At 65.5% G+C, this 25,784-nt stretch carries 19 protein-coding genes, 1 other RNA gene and 2 pseudogenes; 4 read left to right on the forward strand and 18 right to left on the reverse strand.

Features of this window, described 5'->3' with window-relative positions; translation table 11 throughout:
* Window positions 1-40: 40 nt before the first annotated feature.
* From murG to rsmH, 9 genes are all read right to left on the reverse strand, one after another.
* The gene (gene murG, locus AC0L21_RS16755) at window positions 41-1,141 is read right to left on the reverse strand and encodes an undecaprenyldiphospho-muramoylpentapeptide beta-N-acetylglucosaminyltransferase (protein WP_473262927.1); all 1,101 of its coding nucleotides are present in this window, start codon (window positions 1,139-1,141) and stop codon (window positions 41-43) included.
* Between the two features lie 183 nt (window positions 1,142-1,324).
* Window positions 1,325-2,476: a putative lipid II flippase FtsW gene (gene ftsW / locus AC0L21_RS16760; protein ID WP_473250435.1), complete on the reverse strand. Its 1,152-nt coding sequence runs from the start codon at window positions 2,474-2,476 to the stop codon at window positions 1,325-1,327.
* A gap of 87 nt (window positions 2,477-2,563) precedes the next feature.
* Window positions 2,564-3,964 carry a UDP-N-acetylmuramoyl-L-alanine--D-glutamate ligase gene (gene murD, locus AC0L21_RS16765; protein WP_473262928.1) on the reverse strand — a complete coding sequence of 467 codons (1,401 nt, stop codon included), beginning with the start codon at window positions 3,962-3,964 and terminating at the stop codon, window positions 2,564-2,566.
* 7 nt (window positions 3,965-3,971) lie between these two features.
* The gene (gene mraY / locus AC0L21_RS16770; RefSeq protein ID WP_007600847.1) at window positions 3,972-5,075 is read right to left on the reverse strand and encodes a phospho-N-acetylmuramoyl-pentapeptide-transferase; all 1,104 of its coding nucleotides are present in this window, start codon (window positions 5,073-5,075) and stop codon (window positions 3,972-3,974) included.
* Window positions 5,076-5,240: 165 nt separating this feature from the next.
* Complete coding sequence (locus tag AC0L21_RS16775) at window positions 5,241-6,620, reverse strand: UDP-N-acetylmuramoyl-tripeptide--D-alanyl-D-alanine ligase (protein WP_473262929.1); 1,380 nt, start codon at window positions 6,618-6,620, stop codon at window positions 5,241-5,243.
* Complete coding sequence (locus AC0L21_RS16780) at window positions 6,617-8,089, reverse strand: UDP-N-acetylmuramoyl-L-alanyl-D-glutamate--2,6-diaminopimelate ligase (RefSeq protein WP_473262930.1); 1,473 nt, start codon at window positions 8,087-8,089, stop codon at window positions 6,617-6,619. Before AC0L21_RS16780 ends, AC0L21_RS16775 begins: the two co-directional genes overlap by 4 nt.
* A gap of 84 nt (window positions 8,090-8,173) precedes the next feature.
* A complete protein-coding gene (locus tag AC0L21_RS16785) occupies window positions 8,174-9,928 on the reverse strand; it encodes a peptidoglycan D,D-transpeptidase FtsI family protein (RefSeq protein WP_473262931.1) in 1,755 nt (584 codons plus the stop codon).
* Window positions 9,925-10,317 carry a cell division protein FtsL gene (gene ftsL / locus AC0L21_RS16790; protein ID WP_027570696.1) on the reverse strand — a complete coding sequence of 131 codons (393 nt, stop codon included), beginning with the start codon at window positions 10,315-10,317 and terminating at the stop codon, window positions 9,925-9,927. Before ftsL ends, AC0L21_RS16785 begins: the two co-directional genes overlap by 4 nt.
* Window positions 10,318-10,320: 3 nt before the next feature.
* On the reverse strand, window positions 10,321-11,310 hold the full coding sequence (rsmH, locus tag AC0L21_RS16795; protein ID WP_473262932.1) for a 16S rRNA (cytosine(1402)-N(4))-methyltransferase RsmH: 990 nt from the start codon (window positions 11,308-11,310) through the stop codon (window positions 10,321-10,323).
* A gap of 525 nt (window positions 11,311-11,835) precedes the next feature.
* Between rsmH and AC0L21_RS16800 the strand changes: the two genes are divergently transcribed.
* Entirely contained in the window at window positions 11,836-12,618 is a 783-nt protein-coding gene (locus tag AC0L21_RS16800; protein ID WP_247358645.1) for an N-acetylmuramoyl-L-alanine amidase, read from the forward strand.
* Window positions 12,619-12,737: 119 nt separating this feature from the next.
* Here AC0L21_RS16800 and AC0L21_RS16805 read toward each other — a convergent pair whose 3' ends face one another.
* Window positions 12,738-13,970, reverse strand: a complete 1,233-nt coding sequence (locus AC0L21_RS16805; protein ID WP_473262933.1) for an RNA polymerase sigma factor — start codon at window positions 13,968-13,970, stop codon at window positions 12,738-12,740.
* Between the two features lie 22 nt (window positions 13,971-13,992).
* On the reverse strand, window positions 13,993-14,346 hold the full coding sequence (locus AC0L21_RS16810) for a YciI family protein (RefSeq protein WP_473262934.1): 354 nt from the start codon (window positions 14,344-14,346) through the stop codon (window positions 13,993-13,995).
* Between the two features lie 148 nt (window positions 14,347-14,494).
* On the opposite strand from AC0L21_RS16810, the gene rnpB reads away from it, so the two are divergent.
* An RNA gene (gene rnpB, locus AC0L21_RS16815) (RNase P RNA component class A) lies at window positions 14,495-14,975 on the forward strand.
* Between the two features lie 226 nt (window positions 14,976-15,201).
* On the opposite strand, the pseudogene AC0L21_RS16820 reads toward rnpB, so the two are convergent.
* Both AC0L21_RS16820 and AC0L21_RS16825 read right to left on the reverse strand, forming a co-directional pair.
* A pseudogene (locus AC0L21_RS16820) lies at window positions 15,202-15,914 on the reverse strand (alpha/beta fold hydrolase).
* Window positions 15,915-15,986: 72 nt separating this feature from the next.
* Window positions 15,987-16,421, reverse strand: coding sequence for a DUF983 domain-containing protein (locus tag AC0L21_RS16825; protein WP_473262935.1), 435 nt, complete (start codon window positions 16,419-16,421; stop codon window positions 15,987-15,989).
* A gap of 79 nt (window positions 16,422-16,500) precedes the next feature.
* Here AC0L21_RS16825 and AC0L21_RS16830 point away from each other — a divergent pair.
* Window positions 16,501-17,860 (forward strand): annotated as a pseudogene (locus AC0L21_RS16830) (aminotransferase-like domain-containing protein).
* A 7-nt stretch (window positions 17,861-17,867) separates the two neighbouring features.
* Here AC0L21_RS16830 and AC0L21_RS16835 read toward each other — a convergent pair.
* The gene (locus tag AC0L21_RS16835; RefSeq protein ID WP_473262936.1) at window positions 17,868-18,134 is read right to left on the reverse strand and encodes a hypothetical protein; all 267 of its coding nucleotides are present in this window, start codon (window positions 18,132-18,134) and stop codon (window positions 17,868-17,870) included.
* A gap of 230 nt (window positions 18,135-18,364) precedes the next feature.
* On the opposite strand from AC0L21_RS16835, the gene AC0L21_RS16840 reads away from it, so the two are divergent.
* Window positions 18,365-19,108, forward strand: coding sequence for a sulfite exporter TauE/SafE family protein (locus AC0L21_RS16840; RefSeq protein ID WP_007600830.1), 744 nt, complete (start codon window positions 18,365-18,367; stop codon window positions 19,106-19,108).
* Window positions 19,109-19,179: 71 nt separating this feature from the next.
* On the opposite strand, the gene AC0L21_RS16845 is transcribed toward AC0L21_RS16840, so the two are convergent.
* From AC0L21_RS16845 to AC0L21_RS16860, 4 genes are all read right to left on the reverse strand, one after another.
* Window positions 19,180-20,586, reverse strand: coding sequence for an MATE family efflux transporter (locus AC0L21_RS16845; RefSeq protein WP_473262937.1), 1,407 nt, complete (start codon window positions 20,584-20,586; stop codon window positions 19,180-19,182).
* 55 nt (window positions 20,587-20,641) lie between these two features.
* Window positions 20,642-22,441 carry an ABC transporter ATP-binding protein gene (locus tag AC0L21_RS16850; RefSeq protein ID WP_473262938.1) on the reverse strand — a complete coding sequence of 600 codons (1,800 nt, stop codon included), beginning with the start codon at window positions 22,439-22,441 and terminating at the stop codon, window positions 20,642-20,644.
* A 326-nt stretch (window positions 22,442-22,767) separates the two neighbouring features.
* Complete coding sequence (locus AC0L21_RS16855; protein ID WP_473262939.1) at window positions 22,768-24,354, reverse strand: DHA2 family efflux MFS transporter permease subunit; 1,587 nt, start codon at window positions 24,352-24,354, stop codon at window positions 22,768-22,770.
* 25 nt (window positions 24,355-24,379) lie between these two features.
* Entirely contained in the window at window positions 24,380-25,699 is a 1,320-nt protein-coding gene (locus tag AC0L21_RS16860) for an HlyD family secretion protein (protein WP_473262940.1), read from the reverse strand.
* Window positions 25,700-25,784 lie beyond the last annotated feature (85 nt).

The following is a 25,784-nucleotide window of genomic DNA, read 5'->3' on the forward strand; positions in this document are numbered from 1 at the left end:
GGCCATGACGGCAAAAGTAGGAATTCTGGCTGATTTCGCGTCAGATTCCCGCGATTTTGGCCACCAGATCGGCCAGCCGCTCCGCTGCGTCGAGCCGGCCGGCACCGCGGGCGGCCTGCGCCATGGCGGCAAGACGCGCGGGCTCGGCGGCGAAGGCGGAGATCTCGGCGGCGAGGCGATCGGAGGAAAACTCGGTTTGCGGAATGCGGATCGCACCGTCGACCCTGGCCAGCACGCCGGCATTGGCGAACTGGTCCTGGTCGATCGCGCCCGGGAGCGGCACCAGGATCGAGGGCCGCCCGATCGCAGCGAGTTCGGCCACGGTGCCGGCGCCTGAGCGCGACACCACCAGATGGTTGGAGGCGAGCCGTGCCGGCAGATCGGTGAAAAACGGCGCAAGCTCGACCTTGATCTTCAGTCTGTCGTAGACCGCGCGCACGCGCGCCATGTCCTCGTCACGCACCTGCTGGGTGAGGATGAGCCTGCTCCACAGCGCGGGCTCGAGGCGTTCGATCGCGCCCGGCACGATATCGGCCATGATGCGCGCGCCCTGGCTGCCGCCGACGACGAGCAGGCGCAGCGGACCGTTCACTTCAGGCGCAGCATATGGCACGCCGGCTGCAGCGAGAATTGCGGGGCGCATCGGCGTGCCGACCGTCGTTGTCTTGCCCGATAGCGCCGGATCGCGGTCGAGCACGCCAGGCAACGACGTCGCGATGGCACGGACGCGGCTCGACAGAAACCGGTTGGCGCGGCCGAGCACCGCATTGGCGTCATGGATGATGCCGGGCACGCCCGCGAATTTTGCGGCGACCAGCGGCGGCAGCGTCGGATAGCCGCCAAAGCCGACGACGGCAACCGGCTTCAATCGCTTGATCAGGCTGTAGGCGGACAGCGTGCCGGCCGCGAGCGTCAGGCCGGCATAGGCGAGCTGCAGCGGATTGCGGCCGCGCGCAGTCTCGCTCGAGACGACGTCGATCATGTCCTTGGTGAACAGGCCGCTGTAGCGCAGCGCGCGCTCGTCGGTGACGAGGCGGACGCGGAAGCCGCGCCGGATCAGCTCGACGCCGAGCGCCTCGGCCGGAAACAGATGGCCGCCGGTGCCACCCGCGGCGAGAAGAATCAGGGGGGAGGTGTCCATGGGGAGGAGTTTTACAGTGTCTCACCCGTCATTGCGAGCCGCCCACACAATGCTCGTGCCCCGGGCGCAGTGCAACGCGCCGCCCTTCGCGGCGTGGTGCGCTGCTGAACCGGGGCCCATTGCTGCGACATTCTGGGACCCGGCTCTGCGCTCCGCTTCGCTGCGCTTGTCCGGGACACGCAATCACGCGTAACTGCGCATCGCCTCGGCGTGGCCGCTCGCCTCGACTTCGGTGCGCGGGCGCAGCCGCGTCAGCGCGAGCATCATGCCGACACCATAGGCCAGCGACACGATCGAGGAGCCGCCATAGGAGATGAAGGGCAGCGTCATGCCCTTGGCCGGGATGAGCTGGAGATTGACCGACATGTTGATCGCAGCCTGCACGCCAAACAGGATCGCAAGACCCGAGGCCGCAAAGCGCGAGAACATGTCCTCATTGGCATAGGCGCGCGACAGCGTGCGGATGACGACGAAGGCAAACAGTGCCAGCATCGCGAGGCACAGGATGATGCCGAACTCTTCGGCGGCAACCGCGAACACGAAGTCGGTGTGGCTGTCCGGCAGGCTGCGCTTGGCAATGCCCTCGCCCGGTCCAAGCCCGAACCAGCCGCCATTGTAAAAGGCCTCCATGGCGGTATCGACCTGGAAGGTGTCGCCCGAAGCCGGATTCATGAAGCGCTTGATGCGGCCGGCGACGTGGGGAACAAAAAGATAGGCGCTGAACAGTCCGGCAGCGCCGAGGCCGGCGAGCCCGAACACCCAGATCATCCGCATGCCCGCGATGAAGAACAACGAGCCCCACACCATCAGGATCAGCATGGTCTGGCCGAAATCGGGCTCCATGACGAGAAGCGAGACCAGCATCAGGAGCAGCGCGAGCGCCATCGAGGTCGCCGGCATCTCCGGCCGCTTGGTGGACTCGGCAAACAGCCAGGCGGCGATGACGACGAACGACGGCTTTGCGATTTCGGAGGCCTGGATGTTGACGCCGATCAGCGTGATCCAGCGCCGCGAGCCCTTCACCTCGGGACCGATCGCGAGCGTCAACACGATCAGGATGATGCTGGCCGCGAAGATGATCAGCGCCGAGCGGCGGATCGCCCGCGGCGACAGGAAGGACACCCCGAGCAGCACGATGCAGGACGGCAGCAGGAACAGCACGTGGCGGCTGAAGAAGTGGAAGGGATCGAGCCCGATGCGGGTCGCAACCGGCGGGCTCGCCGCCAGCGACAGGATCACGCCCGTCAGCATCAGCGCCAGGATGGCACCCATCAGCGGCTTGTCGACGGTCCACCACCACTCGGAAAAGGGGGTGCGTTCTTCACGGGAGAGCATGGCGGCCGCTTTCGGACAGAGGTCGGTCCATTGGTCGCCGAGGTTGGTTACCGGGGGGTTAAGGAAACGCGGATGATTGGAATTGCCTCACACCACCGGCTTCACGCCCGGCAGCGCCTGCACCAGCTCGCGGAACTTGGTGCCGCGGATTTCGAAATTGCGGTACTGGTCGAAGGAGGCGCAGGCGGGTGACAGCAGGACGACCGCATCAGTGATGCCTGACGCCTCCGCATCACGTGCGGCTTGCTCCACCGCGACGTCGAGGGTCTGGCTGATCTCGTGCGGCACCTGCGTGCCGAGCGTGCCGGAAAATTCCTGCGCGGCCTCGCCGATCAGATAGGCTTTTCGGATGCGCGGGAAGTAGCCGGTGAGGCCGGTGATGCCGCCGGCCTTCGGCTTGCCGCCCGCAATCCAGAAGATGTCCGAAAAGGACGACAGTGCGTGCGCGGTGGCGTCCGCATTGGTGCCTTTGGAGTCGTTGACGAACAGCACATTGCCGCGGCGGCCGACCTGCTCCATGCGATGCGCAAGGCCTGGAAAGCTGCGCAGGCCGTTCTGCAAGACATCGAGGCCAATGCCCATCGCGAGCGCGGCGGCGGCGGCGCACGCCGCGTTCTGTGCATTGTGCAGGCCGCGCAGAGAACCGATGCCGCCGAGCGCCGCGATTTCACTGCGCGCGCCGCCCGAATTGCGCACAATATTGCCATGCTCGACATGGATGCCGCTGGCCAGCGGATTCCTGACCGAGATGCGCACCACATTTTTGCCGGCACGGTCGAGCCGGTCGGCGATGTCGCGACAAAAACCGTCGTCGACACCGACGATCGCGGTACCGCCAGCCTGCACACCGGCAACGAGGCGTTCCTTCACCGCGGCGTAATGCGCGATGGTGCCGTGACGATCGATGTGGTCCTCGCTGACATTGAGCAGAATGCCGACGGAGGGATCGAGCGAGGGCGTGAGGTCGATCTGGTAGGACGACATCTCGATGACGTGGACCCGGCCCATGCGCGGCGGCTCCAGCGACAGGATCGCGGTGCCGATATTGCCGCCCATCTGGGTGTCGTAGCCGGCGACCTTGGTCAGATGCGCGATCAACGCCGTCGTGGTCGATTTGCCATTGGTGCCGGTGATGGCGACAAACGGCGCATCCGGCGCGTGCCGACGCCGTTCGCGGCAGAACAGCTCGATGTCGCCGATCACCTCGATAGCGGCCTCGCGCGCCTTCAGCACGCTCCAATGCGGCACCGGGTGGGTCAGGGGAACGCCGGGCGCGAGCACCAGCGCCGCGAAATTCGCCCAGGAGACGTTGCGCAAATCAGCCGTGATGAAGCCCGCTTGCGCGGCCTTGGCGACGTTGTCGGCATTGTCGTCGGCGGCGATCACCTCGGCGCCGCCGGCCTTCAGCGCGTGGCAAGACGCGAGCCCCGAGCCGCCGAGGCCGAACACCGCGACCGTCTTGCCGGCAAAGGACGTGACGGGGATCATCGAGTGCTCACCGCAGCTTCAGCGTGGACAGGCCGGCGAGCGCCAGCATCACCGAGATGATCCAGAACCGGATCACGATCTGCGGCTCGGTCCAGCCGAGCTGCTCGAAATGGTGATGGATCGGCGCCATCCGGAAGATGCGCTTTCCCGTCATCTTGAACGACACCACCTGCACGATGACGGAGACCGCCTCCAGCACGAACAGGCCGCCGATCACCGCGAGCACGATCTCGTGCTTCACCGCGACCGCGATCGCACCCAGCATGCCGCCGAGCGCGAGCGAGCCGGTGTCGCCCATGAAGATCGAGGCCGGCGGCGCGTTGAACCAGAGGAAGCCGAGGCCCGCGCCCAGCAGGGCGCCGCAGAGCACGGCCAGCTCGCCGGTGCCGGCGACATATTTGATCTGGAGATAATCGGCGAACACCGCGTTGCCGGCGAGATAGGCGATCATCGCAAAGCTCGCGGTCGCGATCATTACGGGCACGATGGCGAGGCCGTCGAGACCATCGGTGAGGTTCACCGCGTTGCCGGCGCCGACGATGACGAAGGCGCCGAACACGACGAAGAACCAGCCGAAATGCAGCACGGTGTCCTTCAGGAAAGGAATCGTGAGCGCCGTCGACGCGGGATCGCGGTTCAGCCGCACCAGCGCGTAGCAGGCAACCAGCGCGATGGCCGCCTCGATCAGCAGGCGGAGCTTGCTGCCGAAGCCGGTCGTGGTCTGCTTGGTTACCTTGAGATAATCGTCGTAGAAGCCGACGAAGCCGAAGCCGAGCGTCACCGCCAGCACGATCCAGACGTAAGGATTGAGCGGATTGGCCCACAGCACCGTGCCGACCGTGAGGCCGGACAGGATCATCAGCCCGCCCATGGTGGGCGTGCCTTTCTTGGCGAGATGCGATTGCGGACCATCGGCCCGGATCGGCTGGCCCTTGCCTTGCCGGATGCGCAGATGGTCGATGATCCAGGGACCGAACAGGAACACGAACAGCGCGCCGGTGACGACGGCGCCGCCGGTGCGGAAGGTGATGTAGCGGAAGACGTTCAGGAAGGTGCGAACGGCACCGAAGCCCGGAAATGTGTTGGAGAGCTCGATCAGCCAGTAAAACATTCAGACGGTCCTATGGCGCCTTTGCACGCGCCTTGATCTTGGCCTTATCAACCTGCCTCACGCGCATTCGCTGGTCTTCATCCTGGGGTCGGGCGACCTCTAAAGAAAACCGGGCGGCTTCGCGCCGGAAAGGGTGGGATTCGGGAACAGCGCCTTCCAAGCAGTTTACGCCCTTGCCTGCAAGGCGGCCACTAGGCCCGGCACAAACTTGTTGACCCAGAACATCTTCTTGCTGCCCTTGACAACCACGACATCGCCTGCCCTCAGCAGATTTGCGACCTCGCCCGGCTTCAGCGTCACGGGGTCGTCGTGCCAGCCGAGACCCTTGCCGGTTGGAAGCACCTCGAACAGGTGACGCATCAGGGGCCCGACGCAATAGACGCCGTCGATGCCGTCGAGATGCCTGGCGAGTTCGGTGTGATAGGCCGGCGCGCCATCACCCAGCTCCAGCATGTCGCCGAGTACCGCAATGCGGCGGCCGCCGGTCGTGTTGCGCGCCTGCAGGCTTTGCAGCGCGGCGGCCACGCTGGCCGGATTGCCGTTGAAGCTGTCGTCGATCACGGTGACGCCGCCGACCGCCTGCTCGACGCCGCGGCCGGTCATGATGCCGACGCGGTCGAGCTTGATCGCAAGCGTTGCCGCATCGAGGTTCGCCGCACGGATCGATGCGAGCGCGGCGAGCGCATTCTGGACGCGGTGCGGCGCGCCCGGCGTCAGGCTGAACGCGATCTCCTTCTTGCCAAGCGCGGCCACGACCTGCCAGCTGTCGCCATGCGGCGCGTGCGCGACCTCGTGCACCTCGGCTTTGTCGCCGAAGCGTATGACCTTGCCCTTCCAGTCCGGCGCCTTGATCCCGGCGGGCAGCACCAGCACGCCTTCCGAAGGCAGGCCGAGTGCAATCGACACTTTCTCGCGGCGGATGGCTTCGAGCGAGCCAAGCTTCTCCAGATGCACCGGCTGGACGTTGACGACCAGCGCGACCGTCGGCCGCGTCAGTTCGCTGAGCCGCGCGATCTCGCCGGCCTGGTTCATGCCCATCTCGACGACCCAGAGACTGGCATCGGGCCGCGCATTGCACAGCGTCAGCGGCACGCCCCAGAAATTGTTGAAGCTCGACGGGCTGGCATAGGCATTGGGGTAGGCCGCGAGGAATTCCTTGGTGCTGGTCTTTCCCGCGCTGCCGGTGAGCCCGATCACCGGTCCGTTGAAGCGCGCACGTGCCGCGCGCGCAAGGCCCCAGAGGCCGTCCATCAGCGTGTCCTTGACGACGATCTGGGGAACGCGGATGCCCGCGATCTCGTGCGGCACGATCATCGCGACCGCGCCTGAGGCTTCCGCCTTGTCCGCGAACTCCCAGCCGTCGCGCGCGCTGGCGAAGGCCGAGATGAAGCCGCCGCTCGGCGTGCCGCTCAGCGCGACGAACAGGCTGCCCGGCTTCACCAGCCGGCTGTCCTGGGTGACGAGATCGATCGGCGTGTCCGGGAACGATCCGGCGGCGCCCAGCGCGCGCGCCACTTCGGCCACTGTCCATATGGGCGCGCTCATACAATCCTCGACGCTAATGCGGCGGCGACCGCCTCGTGATCACTGAAGGGCAACACCTCTCCGCCGACGATCTGCCCGGTCTCGTGGCCCTTGCCCGCGATGAGCAGCGCATCGCCATCTTCCAATTCCGCGATCGCGGTGCGGATCGCCGCGGCCCGGTCGCCGATTTCGCGGGCGCCCTTGGCGGCGGCGAGGATTTCGGCGCGGATCGATTCCGGCTTCTCACTGCGTGGATTGTCGTCGGTGATGATGATGCCGTCGGCGTTTTCGGCCGCGATCTCGCCCATGATCGGACGCTTGCCGGCATCGCGGTCGCCGCCGGCGCCGAACACCACGACCAGCCTGCGCCTGGCGTAGGGACGCAGCGCCTGCAGCGCCTTCGCCAGCGCATCGGGCTTGTGCGCGTAATCGACGAAGATCGGCGCACCGTTGCGTTCGCCAACGCGCTCCAACCGGCCCTTGGCGCCTTCGAGACCTTCGAGGCTCGCGAATACGTTTGCGGCGTCGCTGCCGGTGCCGATGGCGAGGCCGGCCGACACCAGCGCATTCTCGATCTGGAATTCGCCGACCAGCGGCAGCCGGATCGTATGCCGCTTGCCGCGATGCTCGAGCGCGAGCACTTGCGAAAATCCTTCGACCTCCGCACCGGCGAGACGAATGCCCTCGCCGGCCCCGTCGCCGTTGCGACCGACCGCCATCACGCGCAAGCTGCGCGACTTTGCCGCGTCGATTGCCTCCGCCGAGCAATCATGATCGGCGGAGATCACGGCAGCGCCTCCCGGCGGGACAAGTTCGCGGAACAGCCTGAGCTTGGCCCCGAGGTAATGCGCGACGGACGGATGGTAATCCATGTGGTCGCGCGAGAGATTGGTGAAGCCGCCGGCGGACACGCGCACGCCGTCGAGGCGATGCTGATCGAGCCCGTGCGAGGAAGCCTCGAAGGCGAGATGCGTGACGCCCTCGCGCGCGATCTCGTCGAGCTGCCGATGCAGTGCGATCGGATCGGGCGTCGTCAGGGAGCCGTAGACGGTGCGCTTGGGCGAGACCAGGCCGATGGTTCCGATGCTAGCGGAGGCGTGCCCGAGCCGCTCCCATATCTGCCGGGTGAATGCCGCCACCGAGGTCTTGCCGCTGGTGCCGGTCACCGCCGCGATGGTCGCAGGCTGCGCGGGGTAGAATTTTGCCGCGGCCAGCGCCAGCGCGCGGCGCGGATTGGCGACTGTGATGAACGGCACCTTGCAGCCATCAGGCGCATGGTCGCCGAGAACCGCCACCGCGCCGGCGGCAATCGCCGCATCGATGAAGCGCGCACCGTCGGTCTTGCTGCCCGCAAGTGCGAAAAAGAGATGACCCGGCTTGACCGCGCGGCTGTCGAGGGCAACGCCGGTTACGTCGAGCGCCGCGACCGCGGGCTCGATTGCGGCGTCGTTGCCCTGAACGTCCTGATCGAGGAGGTCGCGCAGCTTCATGGTCTTCCAGTCGACATGCCGGACCGGATCGCCGAATCTGCCGGGAAATCCCGACTCAGCAGCGGCAACGGCCCACCCGGTTGATTACTGGGTTGTCCTGGATGCTGCAAGAATAAGGCGCTCGGACGGCGGCAGGTCAAACCGCGGCTCGACACCCAGAAGCGGCGCGATCCGCTCGATCACCTTGCCGCCGGTCGGCACCGCGTTCCAACCCGAGGTGATGAAACCCTTCGTCTCGGGAATCGCCTGGGGCTCGTCCAGCATGATCAGGATCTGATATTTCGGATCGTCGCAGGGCATGATCGCGGTGAAGGAGTTGAGCACCCGCTTCTTGGCATAGCGGCCGTTGATGACTTTCTCGGACGTGCCGGTCTTGCCGCCGACATAGTAACCCTTGACGTCGGCGGTCTTGGCGGTGCCGATTTCGGCATTGAGCCGCATCAGGAACCGCATCTTGTCGCTGGTCTCCGTCTTGATGACGCGCTTGGCCATCGCCGCCGCTTCGGATTCGGTGCGCTTCATGAAGGTCGGCGGAATCAAATAGCCGCCGTTCACCAGCGCGTTGATGCCCATCACAGCCTGCAGCGGCGCCACCGACATGCCTTGGCCGAACGCGATGGTCACCGTGTTCAGTTCGCCCCAGCGGCGCGGTATCAGCGGAGCCGCGCTTTCCGGCAGTTCAGTGCGCAGCCGCGTCAACTGGCCCATCTTGGCGAGGAATGCCTTGTGCGCCTCGACGCCCTGGCTGAGCGCGATCCGCGCCGCGCCGATGTTGGACGAATAGGTGAACACTTCTTTGGTGTTGATGAAGCGTCCAAGCGCGTGGCTGTCGTGAATGGTGAACTTGCCGTAGTGCAGGTTTCCCCGTGCATCCCACATCGAGTTCAAATTGATCTTGCCGGAATCCAGTGCCATCGCCAGCGTGAACGCCTTGAAGGTCGAGCCCATCTCGTAGACGCCGGTGGTCAGGCGATTGATGCGGTCGGGGTCGTGCGCTTCCTTCGGATTGTTGGGGTCGAAATCCGGAAGCGAGACCATCGCCACGATCTCGCCGGTCTTGACGTTGGAGACGATGCCGGAGGCGGCCTTGGTGTGGTATTTCTCCTTGGCCTTCAGCAGCTCGTCACGCAGGGCGTGCTCGACGCGCAGATCGACCGAGAGCTCGATCGGCTTTTGCAGCCGGTCGGTGGCAAAGCCCGCGCGGTGGAGATCGGCGAGCCCCTGATTGTCGAGCCACTTCTCCATGCCGGCGATGCCCTGGTTGTCGATGTTGACGAGACCGATGAGGTGGGCGACCTCGTTGCCGGTCGGATAGACGCGCTTGTTCTCGCGCAGGAAGCCGATGCCGGGAATGCCGAGCTTGTGGATGTCCTGCTGCTGCTTCGCCGTAATCTCGCGCTTGAGCCAGACGAAGCCCTTGCGCGTCTTCAGGCGCTCGCGCACCTCGGCCTCGTCGAGGTCGGGCACGGTGGCGGTCAGAAGTTCGATTGCCTCGTCCTTGTCGATGATGCGGCGCGGCTCGCCGAACAGGCTCGACGCCTTGACGTCGGTCGCGAGGATCGCGCCGTTGCGATCGACGATGTCGGGCCGCGCGGTCGCGACCACCTCCTGCGCCGCGGCGCGGCGCGCACCGTGGGCGTCGGCGCCGATCGCGAACATCACGAGCCGGCCGCCGATCAAGGCGTAGACCGCGCCGAAGGCCAGCATCGCCAGGCCGACGCGCGCCCGCGCCTTGGCCGCGCGATCGACGTTGCGCCCATAAAGCAGGCTGCGGATCAGCCGTTGCCGCCAAGGCTCGGTCGGCTTTTCTGCCGGTTTGGCCGGGGTCACAGCACTCATGGCTTGTCCTCGGGCTGAGGCACGGAGCCCGTCACATTATCGGGATCGCTCGCGGCTTCGATGGTGTTGAGCATGGCCCCGATCGGATCCGGCTCGCCCGGCCTGAACATCCGCGGCGGACGCTCGGGCAAATTCTTCAGTGAATCATATTGCGTGCCGTTGACCGGCTTGAGCTGCAGATGCCGGTCGGACAGGCCTTGCAGGCGCAGGGGCGCATCGAGCTTGGCCCATTCGGAGCGCAGCGCCGCGATTGCATCGCGCTGCTCGCGGATCTCCGCATGCAGCCGCAGCACCTTTTCGGTCCGCGCCGTGGAGTCCATCTTGATCCGGTAGACATGGGCCGCCGCGAAGATCAGCGCGCCGATGACGAGGAGGTGGATGAAGCGCATGCGCTAGCCACCTCTCATGACGTCGGAGAGTTTTGGCCAGTTAGATTGCTCGCGATCGTCATGTGCAGGCGCCGAGGTGCGCTCGGCGGCGCGCAGTTTTGCAGAGCGCGCGCGCGGGTTATGGCCGACTTCGTCCTCGCCTGCGATCACCGGCCGCCGCGTCAGGAGCTGGAAGCTCGGCACCGCCTGCGACATTTCCGGCAGATGGCGCGAGCCGCCACCCGTCTTGCTGCGCTCGGCGAGGAAATTCTTGACGATGCGGTCTTCCAGCGAATGGAAGGAGACGACCACGAGGCGACCACCGGGCTTGAGCACAAGCTCGGCAGCGATGAGTGCGTTCTGGAGTTCCTCGAGCTCTTCGTTGACGAAGATGCGCAGGGCCTGGAACGTCCGCGTCGCCGGATGAATATCGCCGGGCTTGGAACGAACCACCCTGCCGACGAGATCGGCTAGCGCGCGCGTGGTCGTGAACGGCGTCTCCTGACGGTCCGCGACGACGGCGCGGGCGATGCGGCGCGACTGCCGCTCTTCGCCGAGGAGATAGATGATGTCGGCGAGATCGCCTTCCGACGCGCGCGCCACGACATCGGCCGCAGTCGGGCCTGCCTGCCCCATCCGCATGTCGAGCGGACCATCGAGGCGGAACGAGAAGCCGCGGCCGGCCTGGTCGAGCTGCATCGAGGACACGCCGACGTCCATCACGACGCCGTCGACGCCATCGACGCCTTGAGCCGCGCAGATTTCGGCGAGGTTGGAGAAACGATCTTCAACGAGGGTCAGCCTGCCCGCGGAGCGGGCGACCAGCTCGGCGCCACCCTCGATCGCAGTACGGTCGCGATCAATGGCAATCACCCGGGTTCCCGGCACGTCGAGAATCGCACGGCTGTAGCCACCGGCACCAAAGGTCGCGTCGATATAGAGGCCGCCCTCGCGTGGGGCGAGGTGGTCGATGGCCTCACGGCCAAGAACGGGGATATGCGGAGCCGAGCTCATGCGCCAAGCCTGCCGATCGCCCCGCCGGACTCCCAAATGAGATCGGGGACGAACAAGCTCATAACGCCTCGAATGATTCCGCGTCGCGGCGGTTCCACGACCCAATCCCCGTCCAGCATGGTTACCGAGCCCGGTCGCCCCGGGCCACCAACCCAGTATTCCCCTTGGAACTTGTCGGGCAGCCATGGGATTTCGAGCCAAAATACGCTTTGGCCGCCTCCGGACGCGGGTCGGCTCTTCATCTCTCAGTAACGGCCCTTAGCGTTAAGAAAGCGTTGATCGGCTCGCGACAAGTCGAAAAGCTGACGCGGCGGTGATGCTTCATCCACACACATGCGCCAAAATGCATCCGTTAACCGCGTCGCGCGATTGCGCACGGTCGAGGGTAAAGGAATAGTAAAGAGAAGGGCTTGGCCCACACACTCTCTCTATCTCGAGCTGTCTATGTCGTCCGGTTCGTCCACGCCGTCTGGATCTGATTCGAAGCGTCAACGTGTTCTCCCGGTTCCCAAGGCCGCCGCGAGCATGCGGACGTTCGAGCCGGACTCCTCGATCGTCTCCGACATCATCCCCTCACCGAACCACGGCGACCGCAACAAGGGCCGGCAGCCCGACATGATCGTGCTGCACTACACCGGCATGCCCGACGTCGAAGGTGCGCTGGCGCGGCTCTGCTCCGCGGGCACCGAGGTGTCGGCACATTATGTCGTGCTGGAAGACGGCCGCATCGTGCAATGCGTGCCGGAGGCCAGGCGTGCCTGGCATGCCGGCGTGTCCGCCTGGGCCGGCGAGGACGATATCAACTCCTGCTCGATCGGCATCGAGATCGTCAATCGCGGCCACGACTGGGGCTATCCGGAGTTTCCGCTGCGCCAGATCGCCGCCGTGATCGCGCTGTGCCGCGGCATCATGCTCCGCCGCAAGGTGCCCGCGCACCGGGTGCTCGGCCATTCCGACGTGGCGCCGGCGCGCAAGAAAGATCCCGGCGAAAAATTTCCGTGGCATTCGCTGGCGAATTCCGGTGTCGGCCACTGGGTCACGCCGGCGCCGGTGGTGCGCGGCGAGAGCCTGATGCTCGGCACCATCAGCGACGAAGTGCTGAGCCTGCAGCAGGCGCTCGCCAGATACGGCTACGGCGTTCCCCTCACCGGAAAATACGACGCCGCGACCATGGAAGTCGTGACCGCTTTCCAGCGCCATTTCCGCCCGGCGCGACTGGATGGAGTCGCGGATCACTCGACGCTGTCGACCTTGCAGGCGCTGTTGGGGAGTCTCCCTCAGGAGGCAACGACCGTCGCGACGAAGTGACGGCGACTGCCACCCCCGTCATTGCGAGCGAAGCGAAGCAATCCAGACTGCCTCCGCGGAAGCAGTCTGGATTGCTTCGTCGCAAGTGCTCCTCGCAATGACGGAGTATGAGGAACTAGCTACTCCATCTCCCTCATCCTTCGCGCGTACAGCCGGCGCAGCGGCTCCAACTGCGTCGCCTCCGTCGCCGAGCGATAGGCCTCGCGCGCCTCCTCGTTCCGGCCGAGCCGCCGCAACAAATCCGCCCGCACCGCTGGCAGCAGCTCGTAACCATGAAGCCCGCCGCGCGCCGTGATCGCATCCACGAGATCGAGCGCACGTGCGGGACCATCGACCATCGACATTGCCGCTGCGTGATTCAGCTCGATCACCGGCGACGGGTTGATGCGCAATAGCACCTCGTAGAGTCCGGCGATCTGCGGCCAGTCCGTCTGCTCATAGCTCGGCGCGCGCGCATGCAGCGCAGCGATCGCGGCCTGCACCGCGTAGGGCTGCGGCCGGCCGGGCACGCGCAGTGCGTCGTCCACCAGACGCAGCCCCTCCTCGATCTGCGCATGCTCCCACCGCGAACGATCCTGCTCTTCCAGCAGCACGATGTCGCCGGCGGCGGTCTGGCGCCCTGCGCGGCGCGCATCGTGCAGCAGCATCAGCGCCAGCAGGCCCTTGATCCCCGCGCGATCGGGTACCAGCCGGTCGAGCAAGCGGCCAAGCCGGATCGCCTCGGCCACAAGATCGGGCCGCATCAAATCCGCACCCGACGTCGCCACATAGCCTTCGGTGAAGACCAGATAGATCACGGCAAGCACACCATCGAGCCGCGGCACCAGTGTGTCGCGCTCGGGAACCTCATAGGGAATGCCGGCGAGCCTGATCTTCTGCTTGGCGCGGACCAGACGCTGCGCCATCGCCTCCTCGCTGACCAGGAAGGCGCGCGCGACTTGCGCCGTGGAGAGCCCGCAGACGGTGCGCAACGTCAGCGCGACCTGGACTTCGGGCGCAAATGCAGGATGGCAGCAGGTGAAGATCAGCCGCAGCATGTCGTCGTCGAGCATGGCCGGCGGCTCGTTGGGCGCTTGCGCGTTCAGCTCGAGCTCGTGCACGAGCGCCTGCTCCTTGCCGCGGAAGACGGCCTGGCGCCTGATACGGTCGATCGCCTTGTGCCTGGCGACATTGACCAGCCAGGCACGCGGATTGTCGGGGACCTCGCACGCCGGCCAACGCGCCAGTGCCACCGCAAACGCGTCCTGGAGCGCGTCCTCGGCGAGATCGAAATCGCCGACGAGGCGGATCAGCGTGGCCAGCGCCCGCCCCGCCTCGTCGCGGAAGATCTTGTCGATCTCGGACAGTGTCATGTGACGGTGTGCGGCTGCGCCATCACTTGTCGTAGACCCAGATCGGCCGCACCTCGATCGAGCCGATGCGCGCCGACGGAATCCGCGCCGCGATCTCGATCGCAGTGTCGAGATCCTTGGCCTCCACGAGGTAATAGCCGCCGAGCTGCTCGCGCGTTTCGGCGAACGGGCCGTCGGTCGTCAGGGTCTTGCCATCGCGCACGCGAACCGTCGTCGCGGTCGTGGTCGGCTGCAAACGGTCGCCGGCCTTGAAATTGCCGCTCTGGATGATGTCTTGCGTGAAGGTCTGATATTCCGCCGTCATCTGTTGGCCGGCAGCCGGACGCATATTCGCGTACTCGGCTTCGTTCTGGTAGATCATCAGCAAATACTGCATCGCTCAACTCCTGTTGCACTTGGGATCACCGACAACCAGTCGAACGGGCCACGCTTCCAACGACATCTTCAGGATAAATTATTTCGTGCGAACCGTGCATGGCGTTATCAGCTTGCGGAACCGACACAAATGCTTCATGCGTAAGCCGTCAGTCGGCCGGACGGCCGCTCCGGCAAGTGCCGAAAGGCCGCCGGGGAGGAAAGTCCGGGCTCCCTTGACATACGGTGCCGGATAACGTCCGGCGGGGGCGACCCCAGGGAAAGTGCCACAGAGAACGAACCGCCCGCCTTCGCCCCTTCGGGGCTTCGGCGAGGCAGGCCCGCAAGGCTTGCCACGTCGTAGCAGCGTCAGCTGCGTAGACGGGTAAGGGTGAAAAGGTGCGGTAAGAGCGCACCGCGGCTCCGGCAACGGAGCCGGCATGGTAAACCCCACCGGGAGCAAAACCGAATAGGGACGGCGTAGCGGGCTGTTCGCGAAAGCGATAACGCCGCGGGGCGATGTCAGGCCCGCCGTCCGGGTAGGTTGCTCGAGGCCATGTGCAAACATGGTCCCAGAGGAATGGCCGTCACGTATCGTTCGCGCAAGCGGACGGTGCCTTACAGAACCCGGCTTACAGGCCGGCTGATATCCTAAAGCGTTTTCGAGCGAAGTGGGCTTTCCGGTTCGCGTGAAGAAAACGCGTCTTACCAAGAAGTGACGAGGGGTTCGATGCTGACCGCATCGAGCCCCTCACCATTTGGGCTCTCGTCATTCCGGGGCTCGCGAAGCGAGAACCCGGAATCCATCAAGCCACAAAGTTTCTGGAGAAATGATTCCGGGCTCGTGCTGCGCACGGCCCGGAATGACCACTGTGAGTTATCCGACGATCTCCTCCAACACACCCATCAACGCCTCCGGCGCCGTCACGTTCGGCGCATGGCTCGCATCGAGCTCGAAAGTGCGCCAGCCATCTTCGCTTTTGGTGCGCCTGGCGAACTGCCCGAACACGTCGCCCGGCGGAATGCGCGTGCAATAGATGTAGCTGCGCGGCATCGCCGGCTCGCCATGTTCGAGCTTCAGCTTCGTCTCGAAACATTGATCGGCATGTTGATCCGGCGCGCGTTGAGCCAGTCGAGATCGGCCTGCGGCGTATCCGGCGGCGGCGGGTTCGGCGGGATGCGGTAGCCGTCGCCTGAGCTTGCAGCCTTGCGCATCGGCTCGCGCCCGCCCTCATTGAGATCGAACAGCGACTGGCCGTCACGCGGCACGAAGGCGTCGAGATAGATCAATTGCGTCACCCGCTCGCGCGCGCGATCGGCGACGCCGGTGGCGACCATGCCGCCATAGCTGTGGCCGAGGAGCACGATGTCCTCGAGATCCTCGAACCTGATGACGTTGAAAATGTCCTGGATGTGCGTGTCGAGATCGATCGCGGGACTGGCCAGATGCGCGCGCTCGCCGAGCCCGGTATAGGTCGGCGCAATCAGGCGGTGGCCGGCCTGCGCCATCAGCGGATGCATCTTCTTCCAGGCCCACCCGCCGGACCACGCGCCGTGACAAAGCAGGAAGGTTTTTGAGCGTGCGGCCATCGGCGTTTCCGTCGTTCTTGTTTGTACGATGGAGTGTAGCGGGCGACCGCGCGATGTAAACGCTATGGCTCCTTAAGCCGCGCGCGCGTTCACCTTCACGAGGGCGGGTGCAGGCCGACCAGCTTCGCGCCGCAGCTTGCCCGGCTCAAAACCGTGCATGCCGATCTGCCATTGCAGCCCGACGATGGCACCCTTGGTCGGCTGCAGCAGCGCGAGCGAAGCGAACAAGGTCACCGGCAGCCACACCGCCAGTTGCAGCCAGACGGCCGGCGCATAGGCGGTTTCGACGGCAAGGATTGCCGGCACCACGAGATGACCGACGACGACCATCACGAGATAGGCCGGAAAATCGTCGGCGCGCTGGTGGAACAGCTCCTCGCCGCAATGGTCGCAGGTATCCGCCACCTTCAGGAAACGGCCGAATGCATGCCCTTCGCCGCAGTTCGGGCATTTGCCCAAGAAACCGCGCCACATTGCCTTTGCCAGAGAGACTGAACCCGTCGCCATGACCCCACCTCTTCCTTTTCACCGATCCATACAATACTATCTTGCATCCATACATTCAAAGGATATGGGCGCTAATTGCATGGATTGGACCCCTACAATCTCAGAGCTGAGCGGGCCGCGCTATCAGCGCATCGTCGAGGCCATGGAGGCCGATATCGCCGCCGGCCGGCTGGTGCGCGGGCAGCAACTGCCGACGCAGCGGGCGCTGGCAAAGGCGCTCGGCATCGACCTCACCACGGTGACGCGCGCCTACACCGAGGCGCGGCGCCGCGGCATCATGGAAGCCCGGGTCGGCCAGGGCTCGTTCGTGTCGGAGACCAGCGCGCGATCTGCCGCATCCCGTCGCGATCGACCTCTCGATGAACGTGCCGCCGCAGCCACTCGAAGCGCAGCTCGACGAGCGCATCATCGCCGGGATGGAAGCCATCCGCGCGCAATCGGGCCTGACGGCGCATCTCAACTACCAGCCGCCCGGCGGCAGCGCACACGAGCGCGAGGTCGCGGCGCGCTGGATGCGCGCACGCGTGCCGCATGCGCACGCCGACAGGCTCGTGATCTTTCCCGGCGCGCAGACGATCCTGTTCAACCTGCTCGCCCATCTCGCACGCCCCGGCGACGTGATCCTCACGGAGGCCCTCACCTTTCCCGGAATCAAGGCCGCCGCCGCGCGCCTCGGCGTCAAGCTCGTCGGCGTCGCCATGGACGACGGCGGCATCCTGCCCGGCGCGCTGGCAAAGGCTTGCCGCACGCATAAGCCGAAAGCCGTCTATCTCATTCCGACGCTGCACAATCCGACCACCGCGACGCTTGCCCCCGAGCGCCGCAGCGCCATCGCGAAGATCATCAACGATGCCAATACGATTCTGATCGAGGACGACGCCTACGGACTGCTCGATCGCTCGGCATCGCCGATCGCCAATCTCATTCAGGAACGGACATATCTCGCGACCACGCTGTCAAAATGCATCGCGCCCGCGCTGCGGGTTGCCTATCTGGTGACGCCCGACAGCAGCTCGCAGCGGGAGATGCGCAGCTCTTTGCAGGCGACCGTGCAGATGCCGGCGCCGCTGATGGTCGCGCTGGTGACGCATTGGATTGAGACCGGCATCGCCGACCGCATCATCACCGGCATCAGGAGCGAGGCGATCGGCCGGCAGCAGCTTGCGCAACGGGCGCTCAAAGGGTTCGAGTTCCAGGCCAAGCCCGCAGCTCATCATCTATGGCTGCGGCTGCCGGAGGGCCGACCCGACCTAGCGGCGCATCTCCTGCGGAATGGACTCGCACTCGTCGCCGGCGAGGCCTTCACCGTGGACGGACCACCGCCACACGCGGCACGCGTCTCGCTTGGCGCGGCGCGCAACAGGGCGGAATTGACGGAAGCGCTGCGCATCCTCGTGAGCGCGCTGCACAGGCCCGCCGACACCCGGCAGATCGTCTAGCAAATACCTATCGATGCTGACGGCGATGCCGCGAGCGCACGACTGGCGCGACAGCCGATGGATAAGCTTGCGATGCATAGGCATCAGCAGGCGTTCCCTGCTGGCCGCGGGCCCCGCGCGCGGCGGGCGTGAGCTGGCCGCCATTCAGAACGTCGCGGTCCGGATGGGCGGCCTGATAGGCCGCGGGCTCGGAAAACTGAGCCTGCGCCATTGTCGGCATCAAGGCCGCCGCCGAGACCAGCGCGGCTGCCACGGCAATCTTCGTGCGGGTCATCGTCCTTCTCCATATGTTCAGTCGGGAGACTGGCCGATCGAACCGCATGATGGCGTCGAGCGGACCCCAGTTTGAAGTACGAGCATCATGTAGGCCTGTCTTTCGCGAACGCCCGCCATTGGGGATCACGCTTGCGTGCGGTTTTGAAATTGACCTGCACGGCCGCAGCTGTGCTATGCGAGCGATGGCGATCAACAGTTCGGGATCGCCCAGGCGACAAGGACGATCTGTTGGAAATACTCACCTACGCGCTGCTGCTGCTCGGCGCACTCGCCGGAGGCTTCGTCTCTGGCCTTGCCGGCTTCGGCACGGCGCTGATGGCACTCGGCATCTGGCTCTACGTGCTGCCGCCCTCGCTCGCGGTGCCGCTGGTGCTAATCTGCTCGGTGATCGCGCAGAGCTCGACGCTGCCGTCGATGTGGAAGAGTTTTGATCTCTCGCTGGTCTGGCCGTTCCTGATTGGAGGACTGATCGGCGTGCCGCTGGGCACCATGCTGGTCGCCTCCGCCGATCCAAAAGTGTTCAAGCTGAGCGTCGGCGTGCTGCTGCTGATCTTCTCGACCGCGCTGTACCTCAACAAGAAGCCGCTCGCCATCACCTTCGGCGGCCGCATTGCCGACGGCGCGATCGGCTTCGCCGGCGGCATTCTTGGTGGCCTTGCCGGATTGTCGGGGCCGCTGCCGATCCTGTGGGCCAACATCCGCGGCTGGAACAAGCACGAGCGGCGCGGCATCTTCCAGCTCTTCAATTTCACCGTGCTCGCCACCGCTTTGGTGTTGCAGACCGCCTCGGGCCTCGTCGCGTTCAAGGTGGTGTGGCTCGCGGTGGTCGCATTTCCGGGCACGCTGATCGGCGCATGGGCCGGCGCGCGCGTCTATCACGCGCTGAGCGACAAGCATTTCGGCGATGTCGTGCTCGGTCTGTTGTTCCTGTCGGGCCTCGGCCTCGTCTGGAACAGTTTGGGCACGCACTAACTCCGTGTTTTCTTCACGGTGAGCGCCACGCCGCCGGCAACCCCGACCCCAAGCACGCAGATAAGCGATCGCTACGCGGGCGCGCGTACAGGAGACGCCACGGGCTCGGGCGCAGCCTGCTCCGGGGATTCCTCGTCCCGGAGCACCACAAGGCGCTTTCCGAACTCGCGGCGCAACAGCCACACGCTCAGGGCAGCCTGCAGCGTGGTCGTGGCGATCGACAAATACCAGACATGCTCCATCCGAAAGCCCGGCCACGTCGAGATCCAGATCGACGGCAGGGAATAGGTGAGGACCCGCGTTGCCGAGGTCAACAATACCGGCTTGGTATTGCCGAGCCCCTGAAACAGGCTTGAGCAAGTGAAGATCAGTCCCTGCGCCACCATGTTGAGCGAGACGATACGCAGAAAAAGCGACGCAACCGCCATCGTCTCCTGATCCTTCGAGAAGCCGGTAAGCAACAGACCAGGCACGAGCTGCGCCGGGATCAGGAAAACAATCATCACGGCGGTCGCGACAAGCGCCGCCTTGACAAAGGTCTCCCTCACGCGCGCTCCATTGCCGGCGCCGAAGTTCTGGCCGGCGATCGGCCCTGCCGCAAGGGCGATAGCGAGCGCCGGCATCTGCATCAGACCGAGGAGACGCGTCCCGATGCCAAATCCGGCCTGTGCCGCCGAGCCGAAAACGCTCAGCACGTAATAGCCCACGGCCATGATGATGAAGACCATCGCGAACTCGCCGCCTGCAGGCAGGCCGACATTGAGGATCCTCTTCCACTGTCGAAGCTGCGGCCGCCATTGCGCGGGATCAAGGGCGACATAGCGTTCCAGTTTCAGGAAATACACCAGCAGCATGAGCACACCGATGAAGACGGCAATCGAGCTTGCGAGGCCCGCTCCGGCAACACCGAGCGCGTGCCCGGTGCCCCACCCCGAGATCAGGACCGGCGCCAGCGCGATGTTGATGGCCACTGCAAGCGCTTGAACCACCATGCTCGGTCGCACGATGCCCGTTGCCCGCAACGCAGATGCCATGATTTGCGACGCAAACTGCAGCGCCAAAGCCGGCATGAACCAGAGCAGATAAATCGCGCCGGCTTCGACCGTGGCCTCATCGGCTGCGATCGTGCGCATATATGGGCGCGATAATGCGAAGCCTGCGACCAGGGTCAGGAGCCCGAACAGCACCGATAGGACGACCGATTGGTTGAAGACGAGGTTGGCGTCGCCCCGGTCCTTGCGCCCCACGGCGTGCGCCATCAGCGCCACCGTGCCGACGCCGAGCACCTGCATCAGTGCATTGACGAGAAAGCCGGCATTGCCGGCCGCGGCGACGCCCGCGATCGCCGCATCGCCCAGTCCCGACACGAAATACAGGTCGACGAGCTGGCAGATCATGATCGTGATCATGCCAACCACGATCGGGGGCGCCATGCTCAGGATGTGGCCCACGATGGAGCCGCGTGTCAGGTCCTTCATGTCATCCATCCTCTGGCGGCGCGACGGCGGACTTTCGTCCCGTCGGCCGCGCCGCTCATTCCGCCGCTGCGATCTGTCCGAGCTCCACCACCTGGCGCTCGAACAGGCCGCGATAGATGCCGCCGGGCTTGGCCGCGAGCCTGGCATGCGTGCCTTGCTCGACGATCTCGCCGTGGTCGAACACCAGGATGCGATCGAGGCTGCGCACCGTCGACAGCCGGTGCGCGATCACAATCGAGGTACGACCTCGCATCAGCCGCTCCATCGCCTGCTGGATCAGCGCCTCGGATTCCGAATCGAGGCTCGAGGTCGCTTCGTCCAGGATCAGCACCGGCGCATCGGCCAGGAAGGCGCGCGCCAGCGCCACCCGCTGCCGCTCGCCGCCGGAGAGCTTGACGCCGCGCTCGCCGACCAGCGTGCCGTAGCCCTTGGGCAGCCGCACGATGAAGTCGTGCGCGTTGGCCAGCCGTGCCGCCTGCTCGATCGCCTCCAGGCCGGCGCCGGGCCGTCCATAGGCGATGTTCTCGGCGAGCGAGCGGTGGAACAGGATCGGGTCCTGCTGCACGATCGCGATCTGACTGCGCAGCGAATGCTGCGTGGCCTTGGCGATGTCTTGCCCATCGATCAGAACGCGGCCGCCGGTCACGTCGTAGAGCCGCTGCACCAGCTTGACGAAGGTGGTCTTGCCGGAGCCGGAGCGGCCGACGAGACCGACGCGTTCGCCGGCGCGGATCGTGACCGACAGTCCGTCATAGAGCGGCACGGGATGGCCGCCATAGTGGAACGTGACGTCGTCGAACACGAGTTCGCCGCGCTCGATCGCGATCGGCCGCGCGTCCGTCGCATCCGCAATCCCGATCGGCTCGTCGTGAATCGCCACCAGCTCCTCCATGTCGTTGACCGAGCGCTGAAGATTGTTGATGTGCATTCCGACGTCGCGCAAATAGGCATGGATGACGTAGTAGCTCGTCAGCACATAGGTGACATCGCCGGGCGAGGCCCGCCCCGACATCCACAGCAGCACGGCGCCGCCGATCACGGAGGCGCGCAGGGCCAGCAGCACCGAGAGCTGCGCCAGATTGGTGTAGTTGTAGCGCAGCCAGGTCCGCCGCACGCGCACGCGCCAACGGTTGACGACACGGGCAAGCCGCGCATCCTCGCGCGCTTCCGCGCCGAAGGATTTCACCACCGCGTTGCAGGTCAGCGCATCCGCCAGCGTGCCGCCGACCTTGGTGTCCCAGGCATTGGAGATGCGCGCGGCCGGCGCGATGTAGCGCGTCGAGAACAGCACCGTCATCGTGACATAGGCCAGCGCGCCCAGCGCGATCACCGCGCCGAGCGAGGCCCAGTGCACGCCGAGCAGGATCATCGACCCGATCAGCACCAGCAGCGACGGCGCCAGCGCCATCAAGATCGTGTCGTTCAACAGGTCGAGCGCCCACATGCCGCGGGTGACCTTGCGCACCGTGGATCCCGCGAAGGAGTTGGCGTGCCAGTCGGTCGAGAAGCGTTGCACGCGCATGAAGGCTTCCTGCGCGACCTCGGACATGATCTTCAGGGAGAACGGCACGATGGCCTGGAGGCCGGTCAGCCGCAGCACCATGGACGCTGCGCCGAGCGCCACGATACCGCCCAATGCCATCAGCGCCGCGTGCCGCGCGGCGGGATCGGATGGGCCGCGCGTCAGGGCGTCGACCAGATGCCCGGAGAAGACTGGCATGAACAGGTCGGCGATGGTCGCACCCAGCAAGCCGCCGGCCACGATGAGGGTACGCCCCGGCTGCTTCAGCCAGTGCCGAAACACGAAGGGCAGCACCACGCGTATCGCCGCGGGCCTTTTTGACAGAGCGGTCATGACGTCATCCGGCCGCTTATGGCGCGGGCCGGCTCCATTGATGGACGCAGGCCAGCCGCGAGGGCCGAGACGGCGTCACTTGAAATTGGCTTTAACTTGGGGAGCGGAGCGATCGGGACTGGAAGCCCAATCGAAGCTGGCGGAAGAGGCCTCTAGGAGGCCGAGCAGATACCGAGCCAGAACATCATCGAGCGCGGGCATGCGATCTGCGAATGCGACGAAATCATGCAAATCCTCCCGGTTCGATGGAATGAGGTGCGCTTTATAGATGTGTCATTGGTGATTTGCAACGGGGCTCGCGCAAGATCACGCACGAGTGTTGCAAATTAGTGCGCGTCACCGCTGGCGCCGAACGGTGAGGCTGGCTTCTTCAACAGCGTGACCAGCAGGGTCAGTCCGAGATAGAACAGCGTCAGGATGAAGAATGCATCGCCGAAGCCCATCACCACGGCCTGGCGATGCACGAGCTGGCTGAGCTGCTTCATCGCCATCAGGGTGGAATCGCCGAGCCCCTGGAACTTCTGCATGAACATGGTCAGGGTTTCGGTCGCGGTCGCGTTGCCCCAGGTCACGCGCTCCTGCAGGCGCGTGATGTGCAGGTCCGTGCGGTCGTTGAGCACGGTGTTGATGACGGCAAGCCCCACCGCGCCGCCGAGATTGCGCATCAGGTTGAAGAGGCCCGAGGCGTTCTTCACCCGGTCGGGCGCGAGCGTGCCGAGCGCGATGTTGTTGGTCGGCACCATCGCGAACATCATGCCGATGCCGCGCAAGATCTGCGGAATCAGCAGCTCGTAGAAATCGTAGTCGCGCGTGATCCAGGTCATCTGGTAGGAGCCGAGCGCGAACACGACGAGCCCGAACGCGATCATGTAGCGCATGTCGTACTTCGCCATGAGACGCCCGACCACCGGCGCGACCAGGAACATGGTGATGCCCGAGACGAACATGGTCTCGCCGATCATCAGCGCGCTGTAGCCGCGCACTTCGGCGAGATAGCGCGGATAGATGTAGGTCAGGCCGTAGAGGCCGATGCCGATGCAGAACTGAAGGACGCAGCCGATCGCGAAATTGCGGTTGGAAAAGGTGCGCAAATTGACGATCGGCTCGGCCGCGGTGAAGACGCGCCAGAAGAAGGCGATCGCCGAGATGCCGCAGATCCAGGCGCAGATCGCGACCGAGGGGTCCTGCATCCATTCATATTGCGGCCCTTCCTCCAGCACGTATTCGAGCGTGCCGAGGAAGCCGGCCATGAACAGCAGCCCCCACCAGTCGAAACGATCGAGCAATTCGAAATGCGGCTCGTCGAAATCGACCAGCGCCAGCACGCCGATGGTGATGCCGATGCCGGGCACGATGTTGATGAAGAACAGCCAGTTCCAGGACATCAGGTCAGTGATGTAGCCGCCGACGGTCGGCCCGATGGTCGGGGCCAACGTCGCGACGAGCCCGATGATGGGACCGACGATGTGGAATTTGGTGCGCGGGAAAACGGTGTAGGCCGAGGCGAACACCGTCGGGATCATGCCGGCGCCAAGAAAGCCTTGCAGCGCGCGCCAGAGGATCATCTCCTCGATGGTGGTGGCGAAGCCGCAGAGCAGGCTCGATGCGGTAAAGCCGGCCGCCGAGATTGCGAACAACAGCCGCGTGCCAAAGGCGCGCGACAAGAATCCCGACAGCGGAATCGCGATCACTTCGGCAATCAGATAGGCGGTCTGGACCCAGGAGACTTCACTGGAGCTTGCCGACAGGCCGGCCTGGATTTCACTCAGGGATGCCGAGACGATCTGGATGTCCAGGATCGACATGAACATCCCGAACACCATGATAATGAAAGCGAACAGCCGCTTCGGCGCGATGCGCTCCGAAGCGGGATCCGCCATCATGGCAGGTGAAGCGGTCGTGGCGTTCGCCATGGTCTGACCTCGCGGCGCAGGCGCGCTACTGCGGATGGATCATGGTGGCGTCGTCGAGATCGACCTCGCTGTCGGCGTCGGCCGCGCCCTTGTTGGTGTCGACGGTCGCAGTGACCGACATTCCGGCACGGAGCAGGTTTTGCTTCGCGACCGACTTCGGCACGCGGATGCGGACCGGCACGCGCTGCACGATCTTGGTGAAGTTGCCGGTGGCGTTGTCGGGCGGCAGCAGCGTGAATACCGAGCCCGCGCCCGCCGCGATGCTGTCGACGACGCCGGAGAACTTGCGCATGCCGTAGGCGTCGACCTTGATCGTCACCGGTTGGCCGGGGCGGATGCGCTTGAGCTGGGTCTCCTTGAAATTGGCGTCGATATAGACGTTGTCGAGCGGCACGACGTTGCCGAGCCGCTGGCCAACCGCGACGAAATCGCCGGCACTGACGAGGCGGTTCGAGAACGTGCCGTCGATCGGCGCGCGCACCGCGGTGAAGGCGAGATCGCGCTCGGCCTTGGCCAGCGTGGTCTTGAGCTCGGCGAGCTGCGCCTGCGCTTCGGCCTGCTGCGCCTTGGCGACGTCGACATTGCTGAGCGCGACATCGTAGGCGGCCTGCGCAGCCTTGACCGCGGCGGCGCCCTGGTCGCGTCCGGCTTCGGAGCTCTCGAAGGTGGCGCGCGAGGCGAAACCCTTGTTGCTCAACGCCTGCTGGCGCTCATAATCGAGGTCGGCGCGCTTGAGGCCGGCTTCGGCGGAGACGAGCTGCGCCTTGGCCTGTGCGACCTGGCTGTCGAGCGCCGCGACCTGGCGGCCGATGCGATCGATGGTGGCTTGCTGGGTCGCGATCCTGGTCGCGGCGGCGTCGACCGCGATCTTGTAGTCGCCGTCGTCGATACGAAAGACGATGTCGCCGGCGCGCACCGTCGTGTTGTCGCCGGCGAGGATCGAGGAGACGTGGCCGGCAACGCGCGCGCCCAGCATGGTGTTGTTGGCGCGGACATAGGCATCGTCGGTCGCGACGTAGAAGCGGCCGACCAGCGTGTAGTAGCCGGCATAGCTCGCGGCCGCGAGCGCCAGCACGAGGCCTACTCCCATCATCACGAATTTGCGCTTGCCGGACTTCGGCGCGCCGGCGGCGGCGGGCGCGTCTGGGGCTGCGGCCGGCTTGTCGGTCACGGGCTTCTCCGGCGCCTCGCTGGGAAGGCGCTTGGCTTCCTCGACCACATGAGAGCGCAACTGCTCGGCGAGAGCTACAGACGTCTCGGTGGCAACGTCACCACCCGCGGGCGTCGGCGTCTCCACGGCGTCCGGGCGAAGGACGCGCGCAGCCTGGTCTCTCACTACGGCCATGAAGGCCTCCCCAAAAAAAGCGCGAAGAGGGACAACCGCCGTACGGCCGGTTCCCTCTCCCCTATCCCAAATATCATTGACCGAA

It is taken from the genome of Bradyrhizobium sp. WSM4873, assembly GCF_055811355.1.